Annotated in this window: 14 protein-coding genes and 2 riboswitches; of the genes, 11 read left to right on the plus strand and 3 right to left on the minus strand. The window is 66.8% G+C overall.

Features of this window, described 5'->3' with window-relative positions:
* Window positions 1-2 precede the first annotated feature (2 nt).
* The 3 genes from gatA (at window position 3) to AC5RWA_RS12980 (ending at window position 3,945) form a co-directional block, all read left to right on the plus strand.
* The gene (gatA, locus tag AC5RWA_RS12970) at window positions 3-1,559 is read left to right on the plus strand and encodes an Asp-tRNA(Asn)/Glu-tRNA(Gln) amidotransferase subunit GatA (protein ID WP_494057931.1); all 1,557 of its coding nucleotides are present in this window, start codon (window positions 3-5) and stop codon (window positions 1,557-1,559) included.
* Window positions 1,559-3,067: an Asp-tRNA(Asn)/Glu-tRNA(Gln) amidotransferase subunit GatB gene (gene gatB / locus AC5RWA_RS12975; protein WP_115525516.1), complete on the plus strand. Its 1,509-nt coding sequence runs from the start codon at window positions 1,559-1,561 to the stop codon at window positions 3,065-3,067. Before gatA ends, gatB begins: the two co-directional genes overlap by 1 nt.
* Before the next feature lie 185 nt (window positions 3,068-3,252).
* Window positions 3,253-3,945: a hypothetical protein gene (locus AC5RWA_RS12980; RefSeq protein WP_494057932.1), complete on the plus strand. Its 693-nt coding sequence runs from the start codon at window positions 3,253-3,255 to the stop codon at window positions 3,943-3,945.
* 57 nt (window positions 3,946-4,002) lie between these two features.
* Here AC5RWA_RS12980 and AC5RWA_RS12985 read toward each other — a convergent pair whose 3' ends face one another.
* Window positions 4,003-4,914 (minus strand): LysR family transcriptional regulator, encoded by a 912-nt coding sequence (locus AC5RWA_RS12985; protein WP_494057933.1) that lies wholly within the window; start codon window positions 4,912-4,914, stop codon window positions 4,003-4,005.
* Window positions 4,915-5,048: 134 nt separating this feature from the next.
* Between AC5RWA_RS12985 and tdh the strand changes: the two genes are divergently transcribed.
* The 6 genes from tdh (at window position 5,049) to AC5RWA_RS13015 (ending at window position 11,571) form a co-directional block, all read left to right on the plus strand.
* On the plus strand, window positions 5,049-6,095 hold the full coding sequence (tdh, locus tag AC5RWA_RS12990) for an L-threonine 3-dehydrogenase (RefSeq protein WP_079595586.1): 1,047 nt from the start codon (window positions 5,049-5,051) through the stop codon (window positions 6,093-6,095).
* An 8-nt stretch (window positions 6,096-6,103) separates the two neighbouring features.
* On the plus strand, window positions 6,104-7,303 hold the full coding sequence (locus AC5RWA_RS12995; RefSeq protein WP_494057934.1) for a glycine C-acetyltransferase: 1,200 nt from the start codon (window positions 6,104-6,106) through the stop codon (window positions 7,301-7,303).
* Window positions 7,304-7,414: 111 nt separating this feature from the next.
* Window positions 7,415-8,530, plus strand: coding sequence for an NAD(P)/FAD-dependent oxidoreductase (locus tag AC5RWA_RS13000; RefSeq protein ID WP_494057935.1), 1,116 nt, complete (start codon window positions 7,415-7,417; stop codon window positions 8,528-8,530).
* A gap of 11 nt (window positions 8,531-8,541) precedes the next feature.
* On the plus strand, window positions 8,542-9,753 hold the full coding sequence (gene hutI, locus AC5RWA_RS13005; protein ID WP_494057936.1) for an imidazolonepropionase: 1,212 nt from the start codon (window positions 8,542-8,544) through the stop codon (window positions 9,751-9,753).
* Between the two features lie 95 nt (window positions 9,754-9,848).
* Window positions 9,849-10,637 carry a DeoR/GlpR family DNA-binding transcription regulator gene (locus AC5RWA_RS13010; RefSeq protein WP_494057937.1) on the plus strand — a complete coding sequence of 263 codons (789 nt, stop codon included), beginning with the start codon at window positions 9,849-9,851 and terminating at the stop codon, window positions 10,635-10,637.
* A gap of 154 nt (window positions 10,638-10,791) precedes the next feature.
* Window positions 10,792-11,571: a CPBP family intramembrane glutamic endopeptidase gene (locus AC5RWA_RS13015; RefSeq protein ID WP_494057938.1), complete on the plus strand. Its 780-nt coding sequence runs from the start codon at window positions 10,792-10,794 to the stop codon at window positions 11,569-11,571.
* Window positions 11,572-11,650: 79 nt separating this feature from the next.
* On the opposite strand, the gene AC5RWA_RS13020 is transcribed toward AC5RWA_RS13015, so the two are convergent.
* Both AC5RWA_RS13020 and AC5RWA_RS13025 read right to left on the minus strand, forming a co-directional pair.
* Window positions 11,651-13,159, minus strand: a complete 1,509-nt coding sequence (locus tag AC5RWA_RS13020) for an HNH endonuclease signature motif containing protein (RefSeq protein WP_494057939.1) — start codon at window positions 13,157-13,159, stop codon at window positions 11,651-11,653.
* A 288-nt stretch (window positions 13,160-13,447) separates the two neighbouring features.
* On the minus strand, window positions 13,448-14,086 hold the full coding sequence (locus AC5RWA_RS13025) for a VOC family protein (protein ID WP_079595580.1): 639 nt from the start codon (window positions 14,084-14,086) through the stop codon (window positions 13,448-13,450).
* 165 nt (window positions 14,087-14,251) lie between these two features.
* Window positions 14,252-14,367: riboswitch (SAM riboswitch) on the plus strand.
* Window positions 14,368-14,412: 45 nt separating this feature from the next.
* Here AC5RWA_RS13025 and AC5RWA_RS13030 point away from each other — a divergent pair.
* Window positions 14,413-15,738 (plus strand): bifunctional o-acetylhomoserine/o-acetylserine sulfhydrylase, encoded by a 1,326-nt coding sequence (locus tag AC5RWA_RS13030; protein ID WP_494057940.1) that lies wholly within the window; start codon window positions 14,413-14,415, stop codon window positions 15,736-15,738.
* Between the two features lie 183 nt (window positions 15,739-15,921).
* Window positions 15,922-16,037, plus strand: a riboswitch (SAM riboswitch).
* A 12-nt stretch (window positions 16,038-16,049) separates the two neighbouring features.
* Entirely contained in the window at window positions 16,050-17,165 is a 1,116-nt protein-coding gene (gene metX / locus AC5RWA_RS13035; RefSeq protein ID WP_494057941.1) for a homoserine O-acetyltransferase MetX, read from the plus strand.
* Window positions 17,166-17,236 lie beyond the last annotated feature (71 nt).

A 17,236-nucleotide genomic window follows, 5' to 3' on the forward strand; every position in this document is an offset into this window, starting at 1 on the left:
CCATGACTGACAACAACGAACTCATCCGCCTCTCCGCCGCGGAGCTGGCTGCCAGGCTGGCCGCCGGCGAGGTGACCTCCGTGGAGGTCACGCAGGCATACCTGGACCGGATCGTCGCGGTGGACGCCGGCGAACGGGGCGTCAACGCGTTCCTGCACGTCAACGCCGAAGAGGCCCTCGCCGTCGCAGCCGAGGTGGATGCCATCCGCGCCGCCGGCGGTGCCGAAGCCGATGCGCTGCACGTCCTGGCCGGCGTTCCCATCGCCGTCAAGGACCTCATCGTCACTGTCGGCCAGCCCACGACGGCCGGCTCGAAGATCCTCGAGGGCTGGCACAGCCCGTACGACGCCACCGTGGTGGAGCGCCTGCGCGCGGCGAAGATGCCCATCCTGGGCAAGACCAACCTGGACGAGTTCGCCATGGGCTCCTCCACCGAGCACTCGGCCTACGGCCCCACCCGCAACCCCTGGGACCTGGACCGGATCCCGGGCGGCTCCGGCGGCGGGTCCGCTGCAGCCGTCGCCGCTTTCGAGGCCCCGCTTGCCCTCGGCACGGATACCGGCGGGTCCATCCGCCAGCCCGGCGCCGTCACCGGAACCGTCGGCGTGAAGCCCACCTACGGCAGCGTGTCCCGCTACGGCGCCATCGCCATGGCCTCCTCGCTTGACCAGATCGGCCCGGTGTCCCGGACTGTCCTGGACTCGGCACTCCTGCACCAGGTCATCGGCGGGCACGATCCGCGCGACTCCACCTCCCTTCCGGACCCGCTGGCGGACCTCGTGGCCGCCGCAAAGACCGGCAGCGTCGAGGGCATGCGGATCGGCATCATCAAGGAACTGCACGGTGAGGGCTACCAGGCCGGCGTCGAGAACCGCTTCAATGATTCCCTGGAACTGCTGCGGGAAGCGGGCGCGGAAATCGTTGAGGTGTCCTGCCCCAACTTCCAGTACGCCCTGGGAGCCTACTACCTGATCATGCCGTCAGAGGCGTCCTCCAACCTCGCCAAGTTCGACGGCGTCCGCTACGGCCTGCGCGTCCTGCCCGAGGACGGTCCCATGACCATTGAGCGCGTAATGGGTGCCACCCGCGCCGCCGGCTTCGGCGATGAAGTGAAGCGGCGCATCATCCTGGGCACCTACGCCCTGAGCGCGGGCTACTACGACGCCTACTACGGTTCGGCCCAGAAGGTCCGCACCCTGGTGCAGCGCGACTTCGATGCCGCCTTCACCGTGGCCGACGTCCTGATTTCCCCCACGGCGCCCACCACCGCCTTCCGCCTCGGCGAAAAGCTGGACGACCCGCTGGCGATGTACCTCAACGACGTCGCCACCATCCCGGCCAACCTGGCCGGTGTACCCGGGCTGTCCCTGCCCGGCGGACTTGCGGACGAGGACGGACTGCCCGTGGGCATCCAGCTGCTCGCCCCCGCCCGGGAGGACGCCCGCCTGTACCGGGTTGGCGCCGTCCTGGAGTCGCTGCTTGAGGCCAAGTGGGGCGGTCCGCTGCTGGCGCAGGCGCCCGCGCTGGGTGAGCTCGTTGAAGCCAAGGAGGCAAAATAATGAACACTGACGCAATCCTGAGCTTCGAAGAGGCCATGGAGAAGTACGATCCCGTCCTGGGGTTCGAGGTCCACGTGGAGCTCAACACCAAGACCAAGATGTTCTCCTCCGCGCCCAACGTCTTCGGTGACGACCCCAACACCAACGTCAACGAGGTTGACCTCGGCATGCCGGGCGTCCTGCCGGTGGTGAACAAGGCCGCGATCGAGTCCTCCATCAAGATCGGCCTGGCACTCAACTGCAAGATCGCCGAGTCCTGCCGCTTCGCCCGGAAGAACTATTTCTACCCCGACACCCCCAAGAACTTCCAGACCTCGCAGTACGACGAACCCATTGCGTATGACGGCTACCTGGACATTGAGCTGTCCGACGGCACCGTGTTCCGCGTTGAGATCGAACGCGCGCACATGGAGGAGGACGCCGGAAAGCTGACCCACATGGGCGGAGCCACGGGCCGCATCCAGGGTGCGGACTTTTCGCTGGTGGACTACAACCGCGCCGGTGTGCCCCTGGTGGAAATCGTCACCAAGCCCATCGAGGGAGCGGGTTCCCGTGCTCCGGAGCTGGCCAAGGCCTACGTGGCTGCGGTCCGCGAAATCGTGAAGAACCTTGGTGTGTCCGACGCCCGGATGGAACGCGGCAACGTGCGCTGCGACGCCAACGTCTCGCTCCGCCCGCATGGCCGCGAACGGTTCGGCATCCGGTCCGAGACCAAGAACGTGAACTCGCTGCGCGCCGTCGAGCACGCCGTCCGCTACGAGATCCAGCGGCACGCCGCCGTACTGGACTCCGGCGAGCCCGTGGTCCAGGAGACCCGCCACTGGCACGAGGACACCCGCACCACCACGTCCGGCCGGGCCAAGTCCGACGCTGACGACTACCGCTACTTCCCGGAGCCTGACCTGGTTCCCGTGGTTCCGTCCCGGGAATGGGTTGAGGAACTGCGGGCCACGCTGCCCGAGCCGCCGGCTGCCCGCCGCAAGCGCCTGCAGGCCGACTGGGGCTACTCGGACCTGGAATTCCGCGACGTGGTGAACGCCGGCGTTATGGACGAGATCGAGGAAACCATTGCCGCCGGTGCGTCGGCTTCGGTTGCCCGCAAGTGGTGGATGGGCGAGATCGTGGGCCGCGCCAAGAACGCCGACGTGGATCCCGGCCAGCTGGGTGTCCGTCCCGCCACCATCGTGGAACTCGCCCGCATGGTGGAAGAGGGCAAGATCAACAACAAGATGGCCTCCGAGGTGCTGGACGGCGTGCTCGCCGGCGAAGGCACTCCGGCGGAGATCGTCGACAAGCGCGGCCTCGCCGTCGTGTCCGACGACGGCCCCCTGCTCGAAGCCATCGACGCCGCCCTGGCGGCGCAGCCCGACGTCGCGGACAAGATCCGCGGCGGCAAGGTGCAGGCCATCGGCGCCATCGTGGGCGGGGTCATGAAGGCCACGCGCGGCCAGGCCGACGCCGGCCGCGTCCGCGAGCTGATCCTGGAGAAGCTGGGCGTCACCGTCTAGGTCCGTCCTAACCGGGCAGCAGTTTTTGCCGTTCATCACGGCATCTACTGCTGCCCGGTTGTGCTTTAAGTACTCAGGTGGCCGCGTGGAAAAGTACGCGTATTCATGCGCCCGCCACGGTCCTACACTGGAGCGCACGGGGCCGGCCCACGGCGGCCCCGGCCAGCGATGCGAAGGGGGCCGCGATGCCACAGCAGGACAAGCCGGGGATCCGGAAGGCACTCCTGGCCGGGGCTGTGGCCCTTGCCCTGACCGGAACGGGCGCGGCCCTGGCTTGGTCTGCCGATTCACCCACGCCTTCGCCGTCGCAGTCGGCGCCCGGGCAGGACAACCGCCAGGACAAGCCGGCCAAACCGGACAAGCCGGCCAAGCCGGACAAGGCCCAGCGGCCCCAGCTGCAGCACAGCGAAAGCGTGGTTAAGAGGGCGGACGGCACCTTCCAGACGGTTCTTGAGCAGCGCGGAACGGTGGAATCGGTGAGCGCCGCCTCCATCACGGTCAGGAGCGAGGACGGCTACACCCGGACGTACGCCGTTACGGCTGATACGAAAATCACCAAGGTCCCGGCTCCTGCGGCTGACGGCGGATCTACGGGCAGCCCAGGGTCTACAGGCAGTCCTGGGTCTACAGGCAGTCCGGGGGCAACGGGCGACGGCGGCAAGCGGCATAAGCAGTCAGCCGGAACCATCGCGGACATCACCGCGGGGGAAGTGGTCAGGATTTCCGGAGTGAAGAACGGGGACCAGGCCACGGCGGACCGGATCGCCGAGGGCGCCGGGGACGTGCTGGGCCGCGGCCACGGCCTGGGGCATGGAAAGGACCACGGCCACGGCAACGGGCTGGGCAGGGGCCACGGGCACGGAAACCAGCCCAAGTAGGTAGCGCCAACTGTCGTTATGGGTGCCCAGAACGACAGTTACTGCTACCCGGTTGGGTCAGCCCCGGTCCACGAGTCCCGCCATGATGTCCTGCAGCGCCTCGCACACGATCGTGACGGAACGGCGCTTCAGGTTTTCCGGCCGGGCCAGCAGGTCGATCCGCCGGCGGGTGCTGATGCCCTCAAGGGGACGGAGCACAATGTCCGGGTTGAGCACCGGGCCCGCGGTGTACCTTGGCAGCAGTCCGATCACACCCCCGGCAGCCACAAGTGCCGCCACCGTGGAGTAGTCATTGATGCGGTGCACGATGTTCAGTTCCCTGCTGGACACGGCGGCGACGGCGGACAGCACATCGGCGGGGGAGTAGCCGGCGTGGCTGGTCACCCAGGCCTCGCTGCCGACGTCGTCCGCTGTTACGGCGGCCTGGCGGGCCAGCCGGTGCCCTGCGGGCAGCGCCACGTCCAGCGGCTCATGGGCGAGCGGAATCACTGTCACCCGTTCGGCGGGCCAGCGGGGGCTGTGGTCCATGCGGTGCGCGAGGACCAGGTCGTAGCGCGCCGTCAGCGCGGGAAAGTCCTGCTGTGCCACGTCCTCGTCGGAGAGTTCCACCCGCGGCTGCCCGGGGGCGTCGAGGATCCTGGCCAGCGGCGCGAACACGGCCTGGCCGGCGCTGTGGAAACCGCTGAGGGTTACCCGGCCGGACGCCGACCCGTGGTAGGTCCCGATCGCACCCCTGGCGTCGGCCATGGCACTGACGACGGCGGCACCGGCGTCAGCAAGCACCTGCCCCGCCTCCGTCAGCACCAGGTTCCGTCCCTCCTTCCGCGTCAGGGGCACGTCCACAGTTCGCTGCAGCAGGGCCAGTTGCTGGGAGACGGCCGACGGGGTGACCATGAGGGTGTCCGCAACGGCCTTGACGCTGCCCAGGGCGCCAAGTTCGCGCAGGATTTCGAGCTGGTGGATCTCCATCGCACCAGTCTATGCATTAGGAAAAGCTACATCGTCGATTGAGAATATCCCTGTTGTGCTAAAGCTTCTTCGCCGTTGTAATGAGGAGGGCAGCAACCTGCCGAAGAAGTGACTGACAAAGAGTAAGGAAGCCAATGAAGGCTCTGTACAAGGCCGGCCCACAGGCCGGCTTCGAGCTGGTGGACCGGCCGGAGCCGGAGGCCGGCCCTGCCGACGTGAAGATCCGCGTTATGACCACGGGCATCTGCGGCACCGACCTCCACATCCAGTCCTGGGATTCCTGGGCGCAGGGGATCATCGAGGCGCCCCTGATCGCCGGCCACGAGTTCTACGGCGAAGTGGTGGAAACAGGCGAAGACGTCCGCGACGTCAAGGTGGGGGACCGGGTATCCGGCGAAGGGCACGTGGTGTGCGGAATCTGCCGCAACTGCCGTGCGGGCCGCCGCCAGATGTGCATCCACACGGTCAGCGTGGGCGTGCAGCGTGATGGTGCCTTTGCCGAATACGTCGTCATTCCGGAAACCAACGTCTGGGTCCACCACGATCCGTCGGTCACCCCTGAGCTGGGGGCCATCTTCGATCCTTTCGGCAACGCCGTGCACACGGCACTGAGCTTCCCGCTGGTGGGTGAGGACGTGCTGATCACCGGCGCCGGGCCCATCGGACTGATGGCCATCGCCGTCGCCCGCCATGCCGGTGCACGCAAGATTGCCATCACCGATGTCTCCCGGCCACGGCTGGACCTGGCCCGGCAGCTGGGCGCAGACCTCGCCATCGACGTCTCCACCACACGGGTCCGGGATGCCCAGCGCGAACTGGGCATGCGGGAGGGCTTCGACATCGGCATGGAAATGTCCGGCCACCCCACAGCCCTGCCCGAGATGATTGACAACATGAACCACGGCGGCCGGATTGCCATGCTGGGCCTGCCCAGCCAGGACATCACCATCGACTGGGGCAAGGTGGTCACCCACATGCTCACGCTTAAGGGCATCTACGGCCGGGAGATGTTCGAAACCTGGTACGCGATGAGCGCCATGCTCTCCTCCAACCCCGTGCTCCACGCGGGCATCTCCGCCGTGGTCACCGATACGCTCCCCGCTGCTGAATGGGAGAAAGGCTTCGACATTGCCCGCAGCGGCGCGGGCGGCAAAGTTGTCCTCGACTGGACCCGACTCTAAGGAACACCATGTACACCTCGATCAAGGACCAGCTGCGCACCGAGCTGGAGGACATCCGCACCGCAGGACTCTACAAGACCGAACGCAGCATCAACTCCCCGCAATCCAGCCACATCACGGCAGGAAGGATTGGCGCGGACGGAGCAGCCGTCCTGAACTTCTGCGCCAACAACTACCTTGGCCTGGCGGATCACCCGGACATCATCGCCACCGCCAAGGCGGCGATGGATGAGCGGGGCTTCGGCATGGCCAGCGTCCGTTTCATCTGCGGCACGCAGGACCTGCACCTGGAGCTTGAGGCGCGCGTCTCCCGCTTCCTGGGCACTGAGGACACCATCCTCTTCTCCAGCTGCTTCGATGCCAATGGGGGAGTCTTCGAGTCACTGTTCGGTCCTGAGGACGCCATCATCTCCGACGCCCTCAACCATGCTTCGATCATCGACGGCATCCGGCTGTGCAAGGCCCAGCGGTTCCGCTACGCCAACCAGGACATGGCGGACCTTGAAGCGAAGCTCGTGGAAGCGAAAGATGCCCGGCGCAGGATCATCGTGACCGACGGCGTTTTCTCCATGGACGGTTACCTGGCTCCGCTGGAAGCCATCTGCGATCTCGCCGAAAAGCATGACGCGCTGGTGATGGTTGATGACTCGCACGCGGTCGGTTTTATGGGCGCCACCGGCGCAGGAACTCCCGAACATGCCGGTGTTTCGCACCGGGTGGACATCTACACCGGCACCTTTGGCAAGGCCCTTGGCGGAGCATCCGGCGGTTATGTGTCCGGTCGTGCCGAGGTGGTCGCCATGCTGCGGCAAAAGGCCAGGCCGTACCTCTTCTCCAACTCTCTTGCCCCGGCCATTGTTGCCGCCACCATCAAGGCGCTGGACCTGGTCCAGAACTCAGCGGACCTGCGGCGGCAGCTCTTCGACAATGCCGCGCTGTTCCGTCAGCGGATGACGGAGGAAGGCTTCGACCTGCTGCCCGGCGAACACGCCATTGTCCCGGTGATGTTCGGCGACGCCGTCCTGGCGGCCAAGGTTGCTGACCGGATGCTGCAGCACGGCGTCTTTGTCACTGCCTTCAGCTTCCCCGTGGTTCCGCGCGGCGCGGCGCGGATCCGGGTGCAGCTTTCGGCCGCGCATTCAGCGGACGACGTCGAAGCCTGCGTGGCTGCCTTCGTCGCCAGCCGGGCTGAGGTAGCAGCAGACTGACCCCGCCGCCGCACCCCTGCAACACCCTGGTTCGCTCCCTATCCTCCGGTGGTTGAGCCTGTCGAAACCAGAAGGAGCTCAGTAACTCTGCATCTCTGCAAGGATGGACGCATGGCAGCACATTACGATGTCCTGATCGTCGGCGGCGGCATCGCCGGATTGTCTCTGGCGTCCGCGCTGGCGGGCAGATGCAGCGTGGCGCTGGTGGAAGCGGAGCAGGAACTCGCGTACCACACGTCCTCCCGCTCCGCCCGCCAGCTCATCCCGAGCTACGGACCGCCCGTGGTCCGGGAACTGACGGTCCGGACCCTGGAGCTCATTGCCGCCAGGGACGTGGAACTGCCTGAACCGGTGCTCGCGCCCCGCAGCTTCATGCTGATCGGCGGCGAGGAGGATGTGGCGGCGGAAGCCAGCGGCTCCATGCAGCCCATCACGCACGCCGAGGCGCTGGAGCTCTGTCCGGCGCTGGTCCCGGACGCGTTCAGTGCGGCGGGCCTGGACACCCACTCCTTCGGATGCAATGCTCCACTGCTGCTGGCGGACCACCGGCAGCGGGCGGAGGCGGCCGGGGTGGATATCATCACGGGCGCACGGGTCCATTCCGCGCAGCGCCTGGGTTCCGGCTGGCAGGTGGGGGCGGGCACCGAAGCCTTCCAGGCCGGCGTCCTGGTCAACGCCGCCGGCGCCTGGGCAGATGAACTGGCCGTCATCAGCGGTGTGGAAAAGCTGGGCCTTCAGCCGTACCGGCGCACTGCGGCGATTGCCGCCGTCGGGCACCCCCTGCCGGAGCACAGCCCGATGGTTGCAGCGGCGGACAACACCTTCTACTTCCGGCGGGAAGGCAACGACGTGCTCATCTCGCCGTCGGAGACCGTGCCCAGCGGGCCGGAGGACGCCCGGCCCCGCGCGGGCGACGTGGAGCACCTGGTGGAACGGCTGAACGCTGTCACCACGCTCGGGATCACGGCGGTGCGCAGGGCCTGGACGGGACTCAGGACCGAGGCTGCCGACGGCGTCCCGGTGGCGGGATTCGACGCCGAAGCGCCCGGCTTCTACTGGCTCGCGGGACAGGGCGGCTATGGGTTCCAGACCTCATCCGCCATGGCGGAACTGGCTGCTGAGCAGATTCTGGCCGGGCAGCAGGGCCGGGGTGAGGCTGGCGGCGAGCGTCCGGAATCCCGGACAGCGGAGGCGTTGGCAGCCACCCGCTGGTCCATCCGGCGCTGAAGAATGGTTCAATGAGCACCCTGATCACCAACATTGCCGAGCTGATGACCCAGGACCTGGAGCACCGGGTCCTGAAAGACGCGGCGGTGGTGGTTGAGGGGGAGCGCATCGCCTGGATCGGCGCTGCTGCCGATGCCCCTGCCGCGGACGAGGCCATGGATGCCGGCGGCCGGGCGGTCCTCCCGGGGTGGGTGGACTCCCATACCCATCTGCTGTTCGCTGGCGACCGGACGGCCGAGTTCGAGGCACGCATGGCGGGGGAGCAGTACGCCGCAGGCGGCATCGCCGTCACCATGAACGCCACCCGCGCCACCTCGGACTTCGACCTCACGCGCCTTGCGCTCGGCCGGGTGGCGGAAGCCGTCTCACAAGGAACCACCTACCTGGAAACGAAAACCGGTTACGGCCTTGACACGGACCATGAGGCCCGCAGTGCCCGTATCGCGTCCACCGTCGCAGACCAGGTGACGTATCTGGGCGCCCACCTGGTTCCGGCGGGCCAGGATCCGGAGGCCTACACCGACCTGGTGTGCGGTCCCATGCTGGCTGCGGTCCGTCCCTACGTTCAGTGGGCTGATGTTTTCTGCGAGAAAGGGGCCTTCACACCCGAGCAGTCACGCCGGGTCCTGCTGGCCTGCCGCGACGCCGGCCTCGGACTCCGCGTGCATGGCAACCAGCTCGGCGAGGGCCCCGGCGTGCAGCTGGCCGTGGAACTCGGCGCAGCCAGCGTGGACCATGTGAATTACCTGGCCGGTGGGGATGTCGAAGCGCTCGCCGGAACTTGGTCGGGCTGGGACGCAGCCGGCGGCGAGGGTTTGCGGGGGACCGTGGCCACGTGCCTGCCGGCGTGCGACCTTTCCACCCGGCAGCCGTTGGCACCCGCCCGCGCGCTCCTGGACGCCGGCGTGCAGGTGGCGCTCGCCTCCAACTGCAATCCCGGCACCTCCTACACCAGCTCGATGGCGTTCTGCGTCGCTACTGCCGTGCTCCAGATGCGCCTCAGTGTGCACGAGGCAGTCCGGGCCGCCACCTACGGCGGCGCCCTGGCGTTGCACAAGGACACCGGAAACGACGCCGACGGCGAACGCGCCGTCGGTTCCATCGCCGTCGGGCACCGGGCGGACCTTCACATGCTTAACGCGCCTTCGGCCACGCACCTCGCTTACCGGCCGGGCATGCCGTTGACGTACGCTGTGTGGCGGGCCGGAGACCGGGCACGGTAAATCCCTGCCACTTTGTGACGTAAGGTGATCGTTTCGCTTCTGTTATGATCAGAAAGCGTCATCGAAGCGATGGCCGGAGTACCGAGAGGCCCTGCATGACCCGCACTGACCGGCTGACCGCCATCCTTGACCTGCTGGCCAAATCGGGCCAGGTGGAAGTCGATGAAATCGTCAGCACCCTGGGCGTATCACCGGCCACCGCACGGCGGGACCTGGACAGCCTGGCCAAGCGCCGGCTCCTCACCAGGACCCGGGGCGGAGCCACCACCGGTGCCCTGGCGTACGACCTTCCCGGCCGCTACAACCGGGACGACCACGCCGAAGCCAAGGAACAGATTGCACAGGCGGCGTCCGCGCTGATCAGGCCCGGCACCGTGATCGGTCTCTGCGGCGGCACCACCAGCACCGCGCTGGCACAGATCCTCGCCACCCGCGAAGACCTCAACGCCCCCTCCAACCAGCCCACGCTGACGGTGGTCACGAACGCCATTAACATCGCCGGGCAGCTGGCGGTGCGGCCCAATATCAAGGTCATGGTGACCGGCGGCATCCTCAACCCCCGGTCCTACGAGCTGGTGGGCCCCTACACGGACATCATCATGCAGAAGGTAGTGCTGGACATCGCCTTCATCGGGGTCAACGGCATCGACCCGGAAGTGGGGCCCACGAACACCGGCGAGGGGGAGGCATCGGTCAACGCGCTGCTCGCGAGCCGGGCACGGGTGTCTTATGTCCTGGCTGATTCTTCCAAGGTAGGCGTCCGGGCCTTTGCCACCATGGACGGGTACAACTTCACCCGGCTGATTACGGATGCCGGGATCTCGCCGCGGGACAAGGCGGCCTTCGAGGCCAACGGCACCGAAGTTATCGTCGCGCCCAGCTGAACTCCCGGCTCAATACGGCAGGCCTGAATAGCCCCAGCCTCAATACCTCCGGCCTTGATACTGCAGGCCTGCACACCGCCCTCCGAATACCGCCGGCGCCACGCGTGGATTGCTGGGTCAGGCTTGACCCAGCAACTGCAGGCAAGATGGGTACATGTTGGTTCCCTCCCGCCGCCGCCTGAAGTTCGAAGTCTGGATTGTGCTGGGCCTCTCCCTCGGCCAGTCCGCCGTGTACTCCGTGGTGCAGCTCCTGGACAAGATGACCCGAGCGCCGCTGGCCGAGGGCACCTCAACGCTGAACCGCTCCCAGAGTGCGCGCGAGTATTTCGACCTGACCTACCAGTTGCTGGACATCATTTTCGCGCTGGTTCCGGTGCTGCTGGTGATCTATTTCCTTACTGACCAGCGGCAGGCGGCGTCCGGAGATGTTGGCAATCAGGGCTCAGCCTTCCGGAAGCTGGGCTTCAATTTTGCGCGGCCGGGAATGGACATGATGCAGGGGGTGGGGTTGGCGGCCCTGATCGGCATCCCGTCGCTCGGCCTCTACGCCGCGGGCCGGGCGCTGGGGATAACCACCGCGATCATTCCCAGTGCGCTGGACGCCTACTGGTGGACAGTGCCGGTCCTGATCCTGTCCGCCATCCGGCATGCCGTGGTGGAGGAAGTCATCGTGGTGGGCTACCTGCTGAACCGCTTCGGAAAGTTTGGCTGGAGCGTGCCGCTGTCCATTGCCGCCAGCGCCCTCCTGCGTGGAAGCTACCACCTGTACCAGGGCTTCGGGCCGTTCATCGGCAATGTGGTCATGGGTATTGTCTTCGCGTGGCTCTACACCCGGACCAAGCGCGTCATGCCCTTGGTCATTGCGCATGCGTTGCTGGACATCGTCGCTTTTGTCGGCTTCAGCCTCTTCGGAAGGTCCATGGGCCTGGGCTAGGCGGGCACGACGACGGGCGGGGCACAAGCGGGCCGTTGCTCAGTTTCCGGTCCCGTGCAGGACACGCAACAGGCCTTCCTCACCCCGGGGACAGCCCTTTGTAGCAAAGGTCCGGGTAGCCGTAGGGAGCACGCTTGGTCAGTGACAGCGGCCGGTGCACGTTTCGCTTCCGCTGCGAAAGTTGTCTCCGTTTCCGCTTCCGATGCAGCTCGCGCCTGAGTTGTTCCGGCCAGTATGGTGGTTCCCAGTCCTGGTGTTCGCTCTTATAGCGACGGCCGGATGGTGAGATCCACCCGGGTGGTCCGTTTTTGGTGGCCGAAGTGGGTGTCCAGCCGCTGGTGTGCCTGAGGCGGTGGTGTTTGCGGCAGGGCTGGCCCAGATTGCTGATCCCGGTCGTTCCGCCGTGATGCCACGCCAGCAAATGGTCTGCCTCATTGTCCAGGGAGTTGTTGGAACAGCCCGGGAACGGGCACTTCCCGTCCCTCAACCGCAGCCAACGCCGGATCGCTTTGGTGACCCGGTAGCTGGTGCGGCCGATTTCCAGCGGCGCCCCGTCGCGCGGGTCCACCAGCACCCGGTAAAACGAGCCAGCCCCGTCTGCGACCAGCTTCCGCGCCATCGAGGCCGGGATGGGTCCGTGGCCGTCGAGCATCGCCGGTTCATCCGTCAACCCCATGAGCGAGAACACCGGCACCGTAACCAGAACCTCCGCGTGGGGGGCACGGACCTCCGCAACAGTACCGCCGCAATCCTGCACGGTCTGCCCGCCCTGCCTGTCCTGGCCGTTGCTGAGGACGGCGTCGGCGAAGATGTCGGCGCAGAGCTGGGGCAGGGTGCGGGACTCGTCCGGGCCCTGCAGGCCCCGGGCGAGGGCGGTGGTGCGGTTCCACATCGCCGAGGCGGTGTCCGCCGGGAGGTAGGCGTGGAACCAGGCCATCCCGTCCATGTCCGGGCGGTGTTCCACCCGCCGCTCCGCGACACTCCTGACGTGACGTTTTTCGAGGGATTCGGGGTGGTGGCGTTCCCGCCAGATCCTGGCCTTGTGCCGGAACCGGTGCGGCACCAACTCACCCGGCGCCGGCGCGGTAGCCGGACTGGATGCGTCCGGGCCCAGGAAGTGCGCCTCCAACGCGGCGGCCCCGGCCCGATCCAGGGTGGCGGTTTCCTCCACCATGGCCTTCGCGTGCGCCCACGACAGGTTCCCGTCCTGCAACCCCGCCAAGGTCAACGGCAAAACATTGGCCAGCACCTGCGACTCGTTCAGCAGCACACCGGCAGCCCGCGCACCAATAGTCAACACACCCGCGACTTCGGCGACCATCGATGCTTCCTGCGCCATCGCCCCGGACGGCACCATGGCCCGTGACGCCACAGCCTTGGCAGCTTCTGCATACCCTGCCGCAAGATGCACCTTCAACGCCGCGGTCCGTGCTTCAAGCCGGGCGACCCCGGCGAGCCCGTCCAGGCTCCGATCAACCTGCTCCCGCAACGGATCAAAACCCTCACCGGTCCCACGCAGCACAGCACCCAGCTCAGCAAGGGACGCCTCAAGGACCTCCAACGCTTCCAATGCCGCCCTGCTTGCCATAGGAAAACTATGACAGGGGGGTCTGACAAAGCACCGAGGGATTTCAGCATGCCGGGTCCAGCACGCATTCCACCCTTGCTGTCTGCGACCGTCTGGAACCCGGCAATCCAAGAACCCGGCAAACCAAGGAACCGGCAAGCCAAGACCGGGCACGCCAGGAAATGGATTCGGCCGCCATCGGCAGGTGACTTCGTTGTCACATGCTGATGGCGGCCGAAGAATGGTCGGACAGGGAACCCAGGGGGTGCCCCTGCGTGACCCGGCAGCACCGGACCACGCAGCAGGAGGTCAGATTGTGACGGCTCCGCTGGCGGTTTCGAACGTAACTGACAGAATGCCCGGCGTCCCGTGCGGCGCCACCCACTCCACGGCCACGTCTTCCAACGGCTTCTCCACCGGTTCGCCCAGCCACTCGGTGACCCGGGCAGCCGAACCGGCAATGGTGAGGCAGCTCATCTTGACGTTGCTGTCGTAGGCGTTGGACGGGTGCAGGGAGGGGTCGCCCTCCCACTTGAGCATGTACGGAACCTGGGGGTCGGCAATGAGCCCCAGGATGCCGATCTGCTTCCACACCAGTTCACGGCCGTCCGGGAATTTCCGGTTGCCGTTCACTGCGGAGCGTCCGAGGCGTTCTTCGAAGGGGGCGAGGTCGTCCACTTCGACGCACCAGCCCATCCATCCGCCGCCGGCCGCCGAACGGGCACGTACTGCCTGCCCGAAGGGTGCCTTGTCCGATGCGGGGTGGTCCAGGACCTCCACCACCTCGAGGTATTTGTGTCCCGCGAGCGGGATGATCATATTCCGGGTTCCGAACCGGGGGTGTACCCCGCCTTTCACTGCCTCAACGCCGAGGGCAGAGGAAATACGTTCGGTAGTGGCCGCGAGGCCATCGTGTTCACAGGCGTAAGAGACGTGATCCATGCGCATGCCAACATCTTGGCACTTTGTGATCGGGCTCTCAGCTAAGGGTTGCCTTACTGGGATTTTCCGAGGTCAACCCCTTCACGGGCCACCATCAGGCGGCGAAACCTGCAGGACTATGTTCGTCACAATGCTGTCCGGCCGGCCGGCAATGTTCCTACACTGAGCTCAGGTCATGAGCGCCAGCGCCAAGCCCCGGCTCGCTGGCCGGCAACCCTCCATCCGCGGTGGGGTGCCCCGGGTGAGGACCTGGCTGTCCGGCAACGGCCGGATGGCAAGCGCGGCCCGTGGTGCTCCCAGCCTGCCCCGGGCCCATGTCAAAGGAGCCTTGAATGTCCAACGGATGGTCCTTCGAAACCCGCCAGATCCACGCCGGACAGGAGCCGGACAGCGCCACCGGAGCCCGTGCGCTGCCCATTTACCAGACCACGTCCTTTGTGTTCCCCAGCGCGGAGAGCGCGGCGAACCGGTTTGCGCTGGCGGAACTGGCGCCCATCTACACGCGCATCGGCAACCCGACCCAGGACGCGGTGGAGCAACGGATTGCCAGCCTCGAAGGCGGCCTGGCAGCCCTGCTGCTCAGCTCCGGACAGGCAGCCGAGACCTTCGCTGTCCTGAACATTGCCGAGGCCGGCGATCATATTGTCGCGAGCCCCAGCCTTTACGGCGGAACCTACAACCTTTTCGCCCACACCCTGAAGAAGTTCGGCATCAGCGTCACGTTCGTGGCGGATCCGGACAACCTGGACCAGTGGCACGCCGCCGTGCAGCCGAACACCAAGCTCTTCTTTGCCGAGGTGGTGTCCAATCCGCGGCAGGATGTCCTGGACATCGAAGGCGTCTCCCAGGCCGCCCATGAAGCAGGTGTGCCGTTGATCGTGGACAACACGCTGTCCACGCCGTACCTGATCCGTCCGCTCGAGTGGGGCGCGGATATCGTGGTCCATTCGGCCACGAAGTACCTGGGTGGCCACGGTGCGGCCATCGCCGGCGTCATCGTGGACTCGGGCAAGTTCGACTTCAGCAAGGACCCGGAGCGGTTCCCCGGCTTCAACACCCCGGACCCCACCTACAACGGGCTGGTCTACGGCCGTGACCTCGGGGAGGGCGGCGCCCTGGGCGCCAACCTGTCCTACATCCTTAAGGCACGCGTCCAGCTCCTGCGGGACCTGGGCTCTGCTGTTTCGCCGTTCAACGCCTTCCTGATCTCCCAGGGCCTGGAGACGCTGAGTCTTCGCGTGGAACGCCACGTGGCCAACGCCGCGGAGGTTGCCCGCTGGCTGGAAGCGCGTGACGACGTCGAATCCGTCGCCTACGCGGGCCTGCCCTCGAGCCCCTGGTACGAGCGCGGCCGCAAGTACGGACCCAAGGGCACCGGTGCCATTGTGTCCTTCAACCTGGCCGGGGGTGCCGAGGCCGGCAAGCGGTTCGTGGACGCCCTGGAGCTGCACTCGCACGTAGCCAACATCGGGGACGTCAGGTCCCTGGTCATCCACCCGGCGTCCACCACCCACAGCCAGCTCTCCCCGGAGCAGCAGGCCGTGGCCGGCGTGACCCCCGGGCTGGTCCGCCTGTCGGTGGGCATTGAGCACATCGACGACATCCTGGCCGACCTCGAGGCCGGCTTCCGGGCAGCAAAGGCGGCGTCGGGCGCCTGACCAGATCAAGGCGCGACGCCGGCCGGCACGTAGGCAGGCAAGCGGCAGGCAGCTGCAGCCTCCACAGCAAACAGGCAGCCTCCACAGCAAACAGGCAGCCAGGGCCGGCGTGCCCGGGCCGGGGAAGTCACAACCAGTCACACTCTTGGCTTGGGACGGGTGGTGTTTCGTACACTCGAACCAGGTCATGAGTGCCAGTGACAGCCCCGGCTTGCTGGCCGGCAACCCTCCTTCCGCGGTGGGGTGCCCCGGGTGAAGACCTGGCCTGCCGGTCATTCGACGGCAGGCAAGCGCGTAGAAGAGGTCTTGCCATGACGGTTACCGTCACCCGTACCACCGTTCCCGAACACGGGATTGTCCGCTACGCCTCCATTGGAGGCCTGGAACTTGAGGCCGGCGGCTATCTTCCGGAGGTGACGCTCGCCTACGAAACCTGGGGCACCCTCAACGCGGACGGCAGCAACGCCATCCTGATCGAACATGCCCTCACCGGCAGCACCCACGTGACCCGGGGCGACACCGACGAACCGGGCTGGTGGGAACAGCTGGCCGGACCCGGCGCACCCGTGGATACAGACCGTTTCTTCGTTGTCTCCATCAACATCGTGGGCGGCTGCTACGGATCCACCGGCCCGTCCTCGCCTGCCCCCGACGGCAACCCCTGGGGTTCCCGCTTTCCCCTGGTCACCCTGCGGGACAGCACCGTGGCGGAGGCCCGGCTGGCTGACCAGCTCGGCATCCAATGCTGGTTTGCCGTCCTGGGCGGTTCGATGGGCGGCGCCCGCGCACTCGAATGGGCTGTCACCTACCCGGAGCGCGTGCAGCGCTGCGCGGTCTTCGCCGTAGGGGCCGCCAGCACGGCCGAACAGATCGCCTTCGCCCAGGCGCAGACCCTCGCCATCCGGCAGGACCCCAACTTCAACGGCGGCGATTATTACGGCGGCCCTTTCCCCGAGGCCGGACTGGCACTGGCACGGCGCATCGCACACATCACCTACCGCTCAGCCGCCGAGCTGGAAGGCAGGTTCGGCCGTGCCCCGCAGGCTCCCGAATCGCCGTTGCAGGGTGAGTGCCTGGCGGAACGCGGACGCTACCAAGTTGAGAGCTACCTTGACCACCAGGGCAACAAACTGGTGCAGCGGTTTGACGCCAACAGCTATATCGCCATCACCGAGGCGCTGATGAGCCATGACGTGTGCCGGGGGCGCGGCACGCTGGCCGAAACACTGGCCGCCAGCCAAGCCCGCTTCTTTGTTGCCGCCGTGGACTCCGACCGCCTGTACTTTCCGTCCCAGTCACGTGAGCTGGCCCGGGCGCTTCCGGGGGATGTGGACGTCCACCTGATCGAGGCGCCCATTGGCCACGACGGGTTCCTAACCGAAATCGGCCAGCTGGGACCGCAGCTCCAGAGGCATCTTTCCGAGTAGCACTGCTCCCTCCTTTGCCCGGATGTGCGTTTATGCAGATGTGCTCTGCGAGATTCGCCGTTGAGCTGGGC

The sequence above is a fragment of the Arthrobacter sp. 210 2 genome (assembly GCF_059093025.1).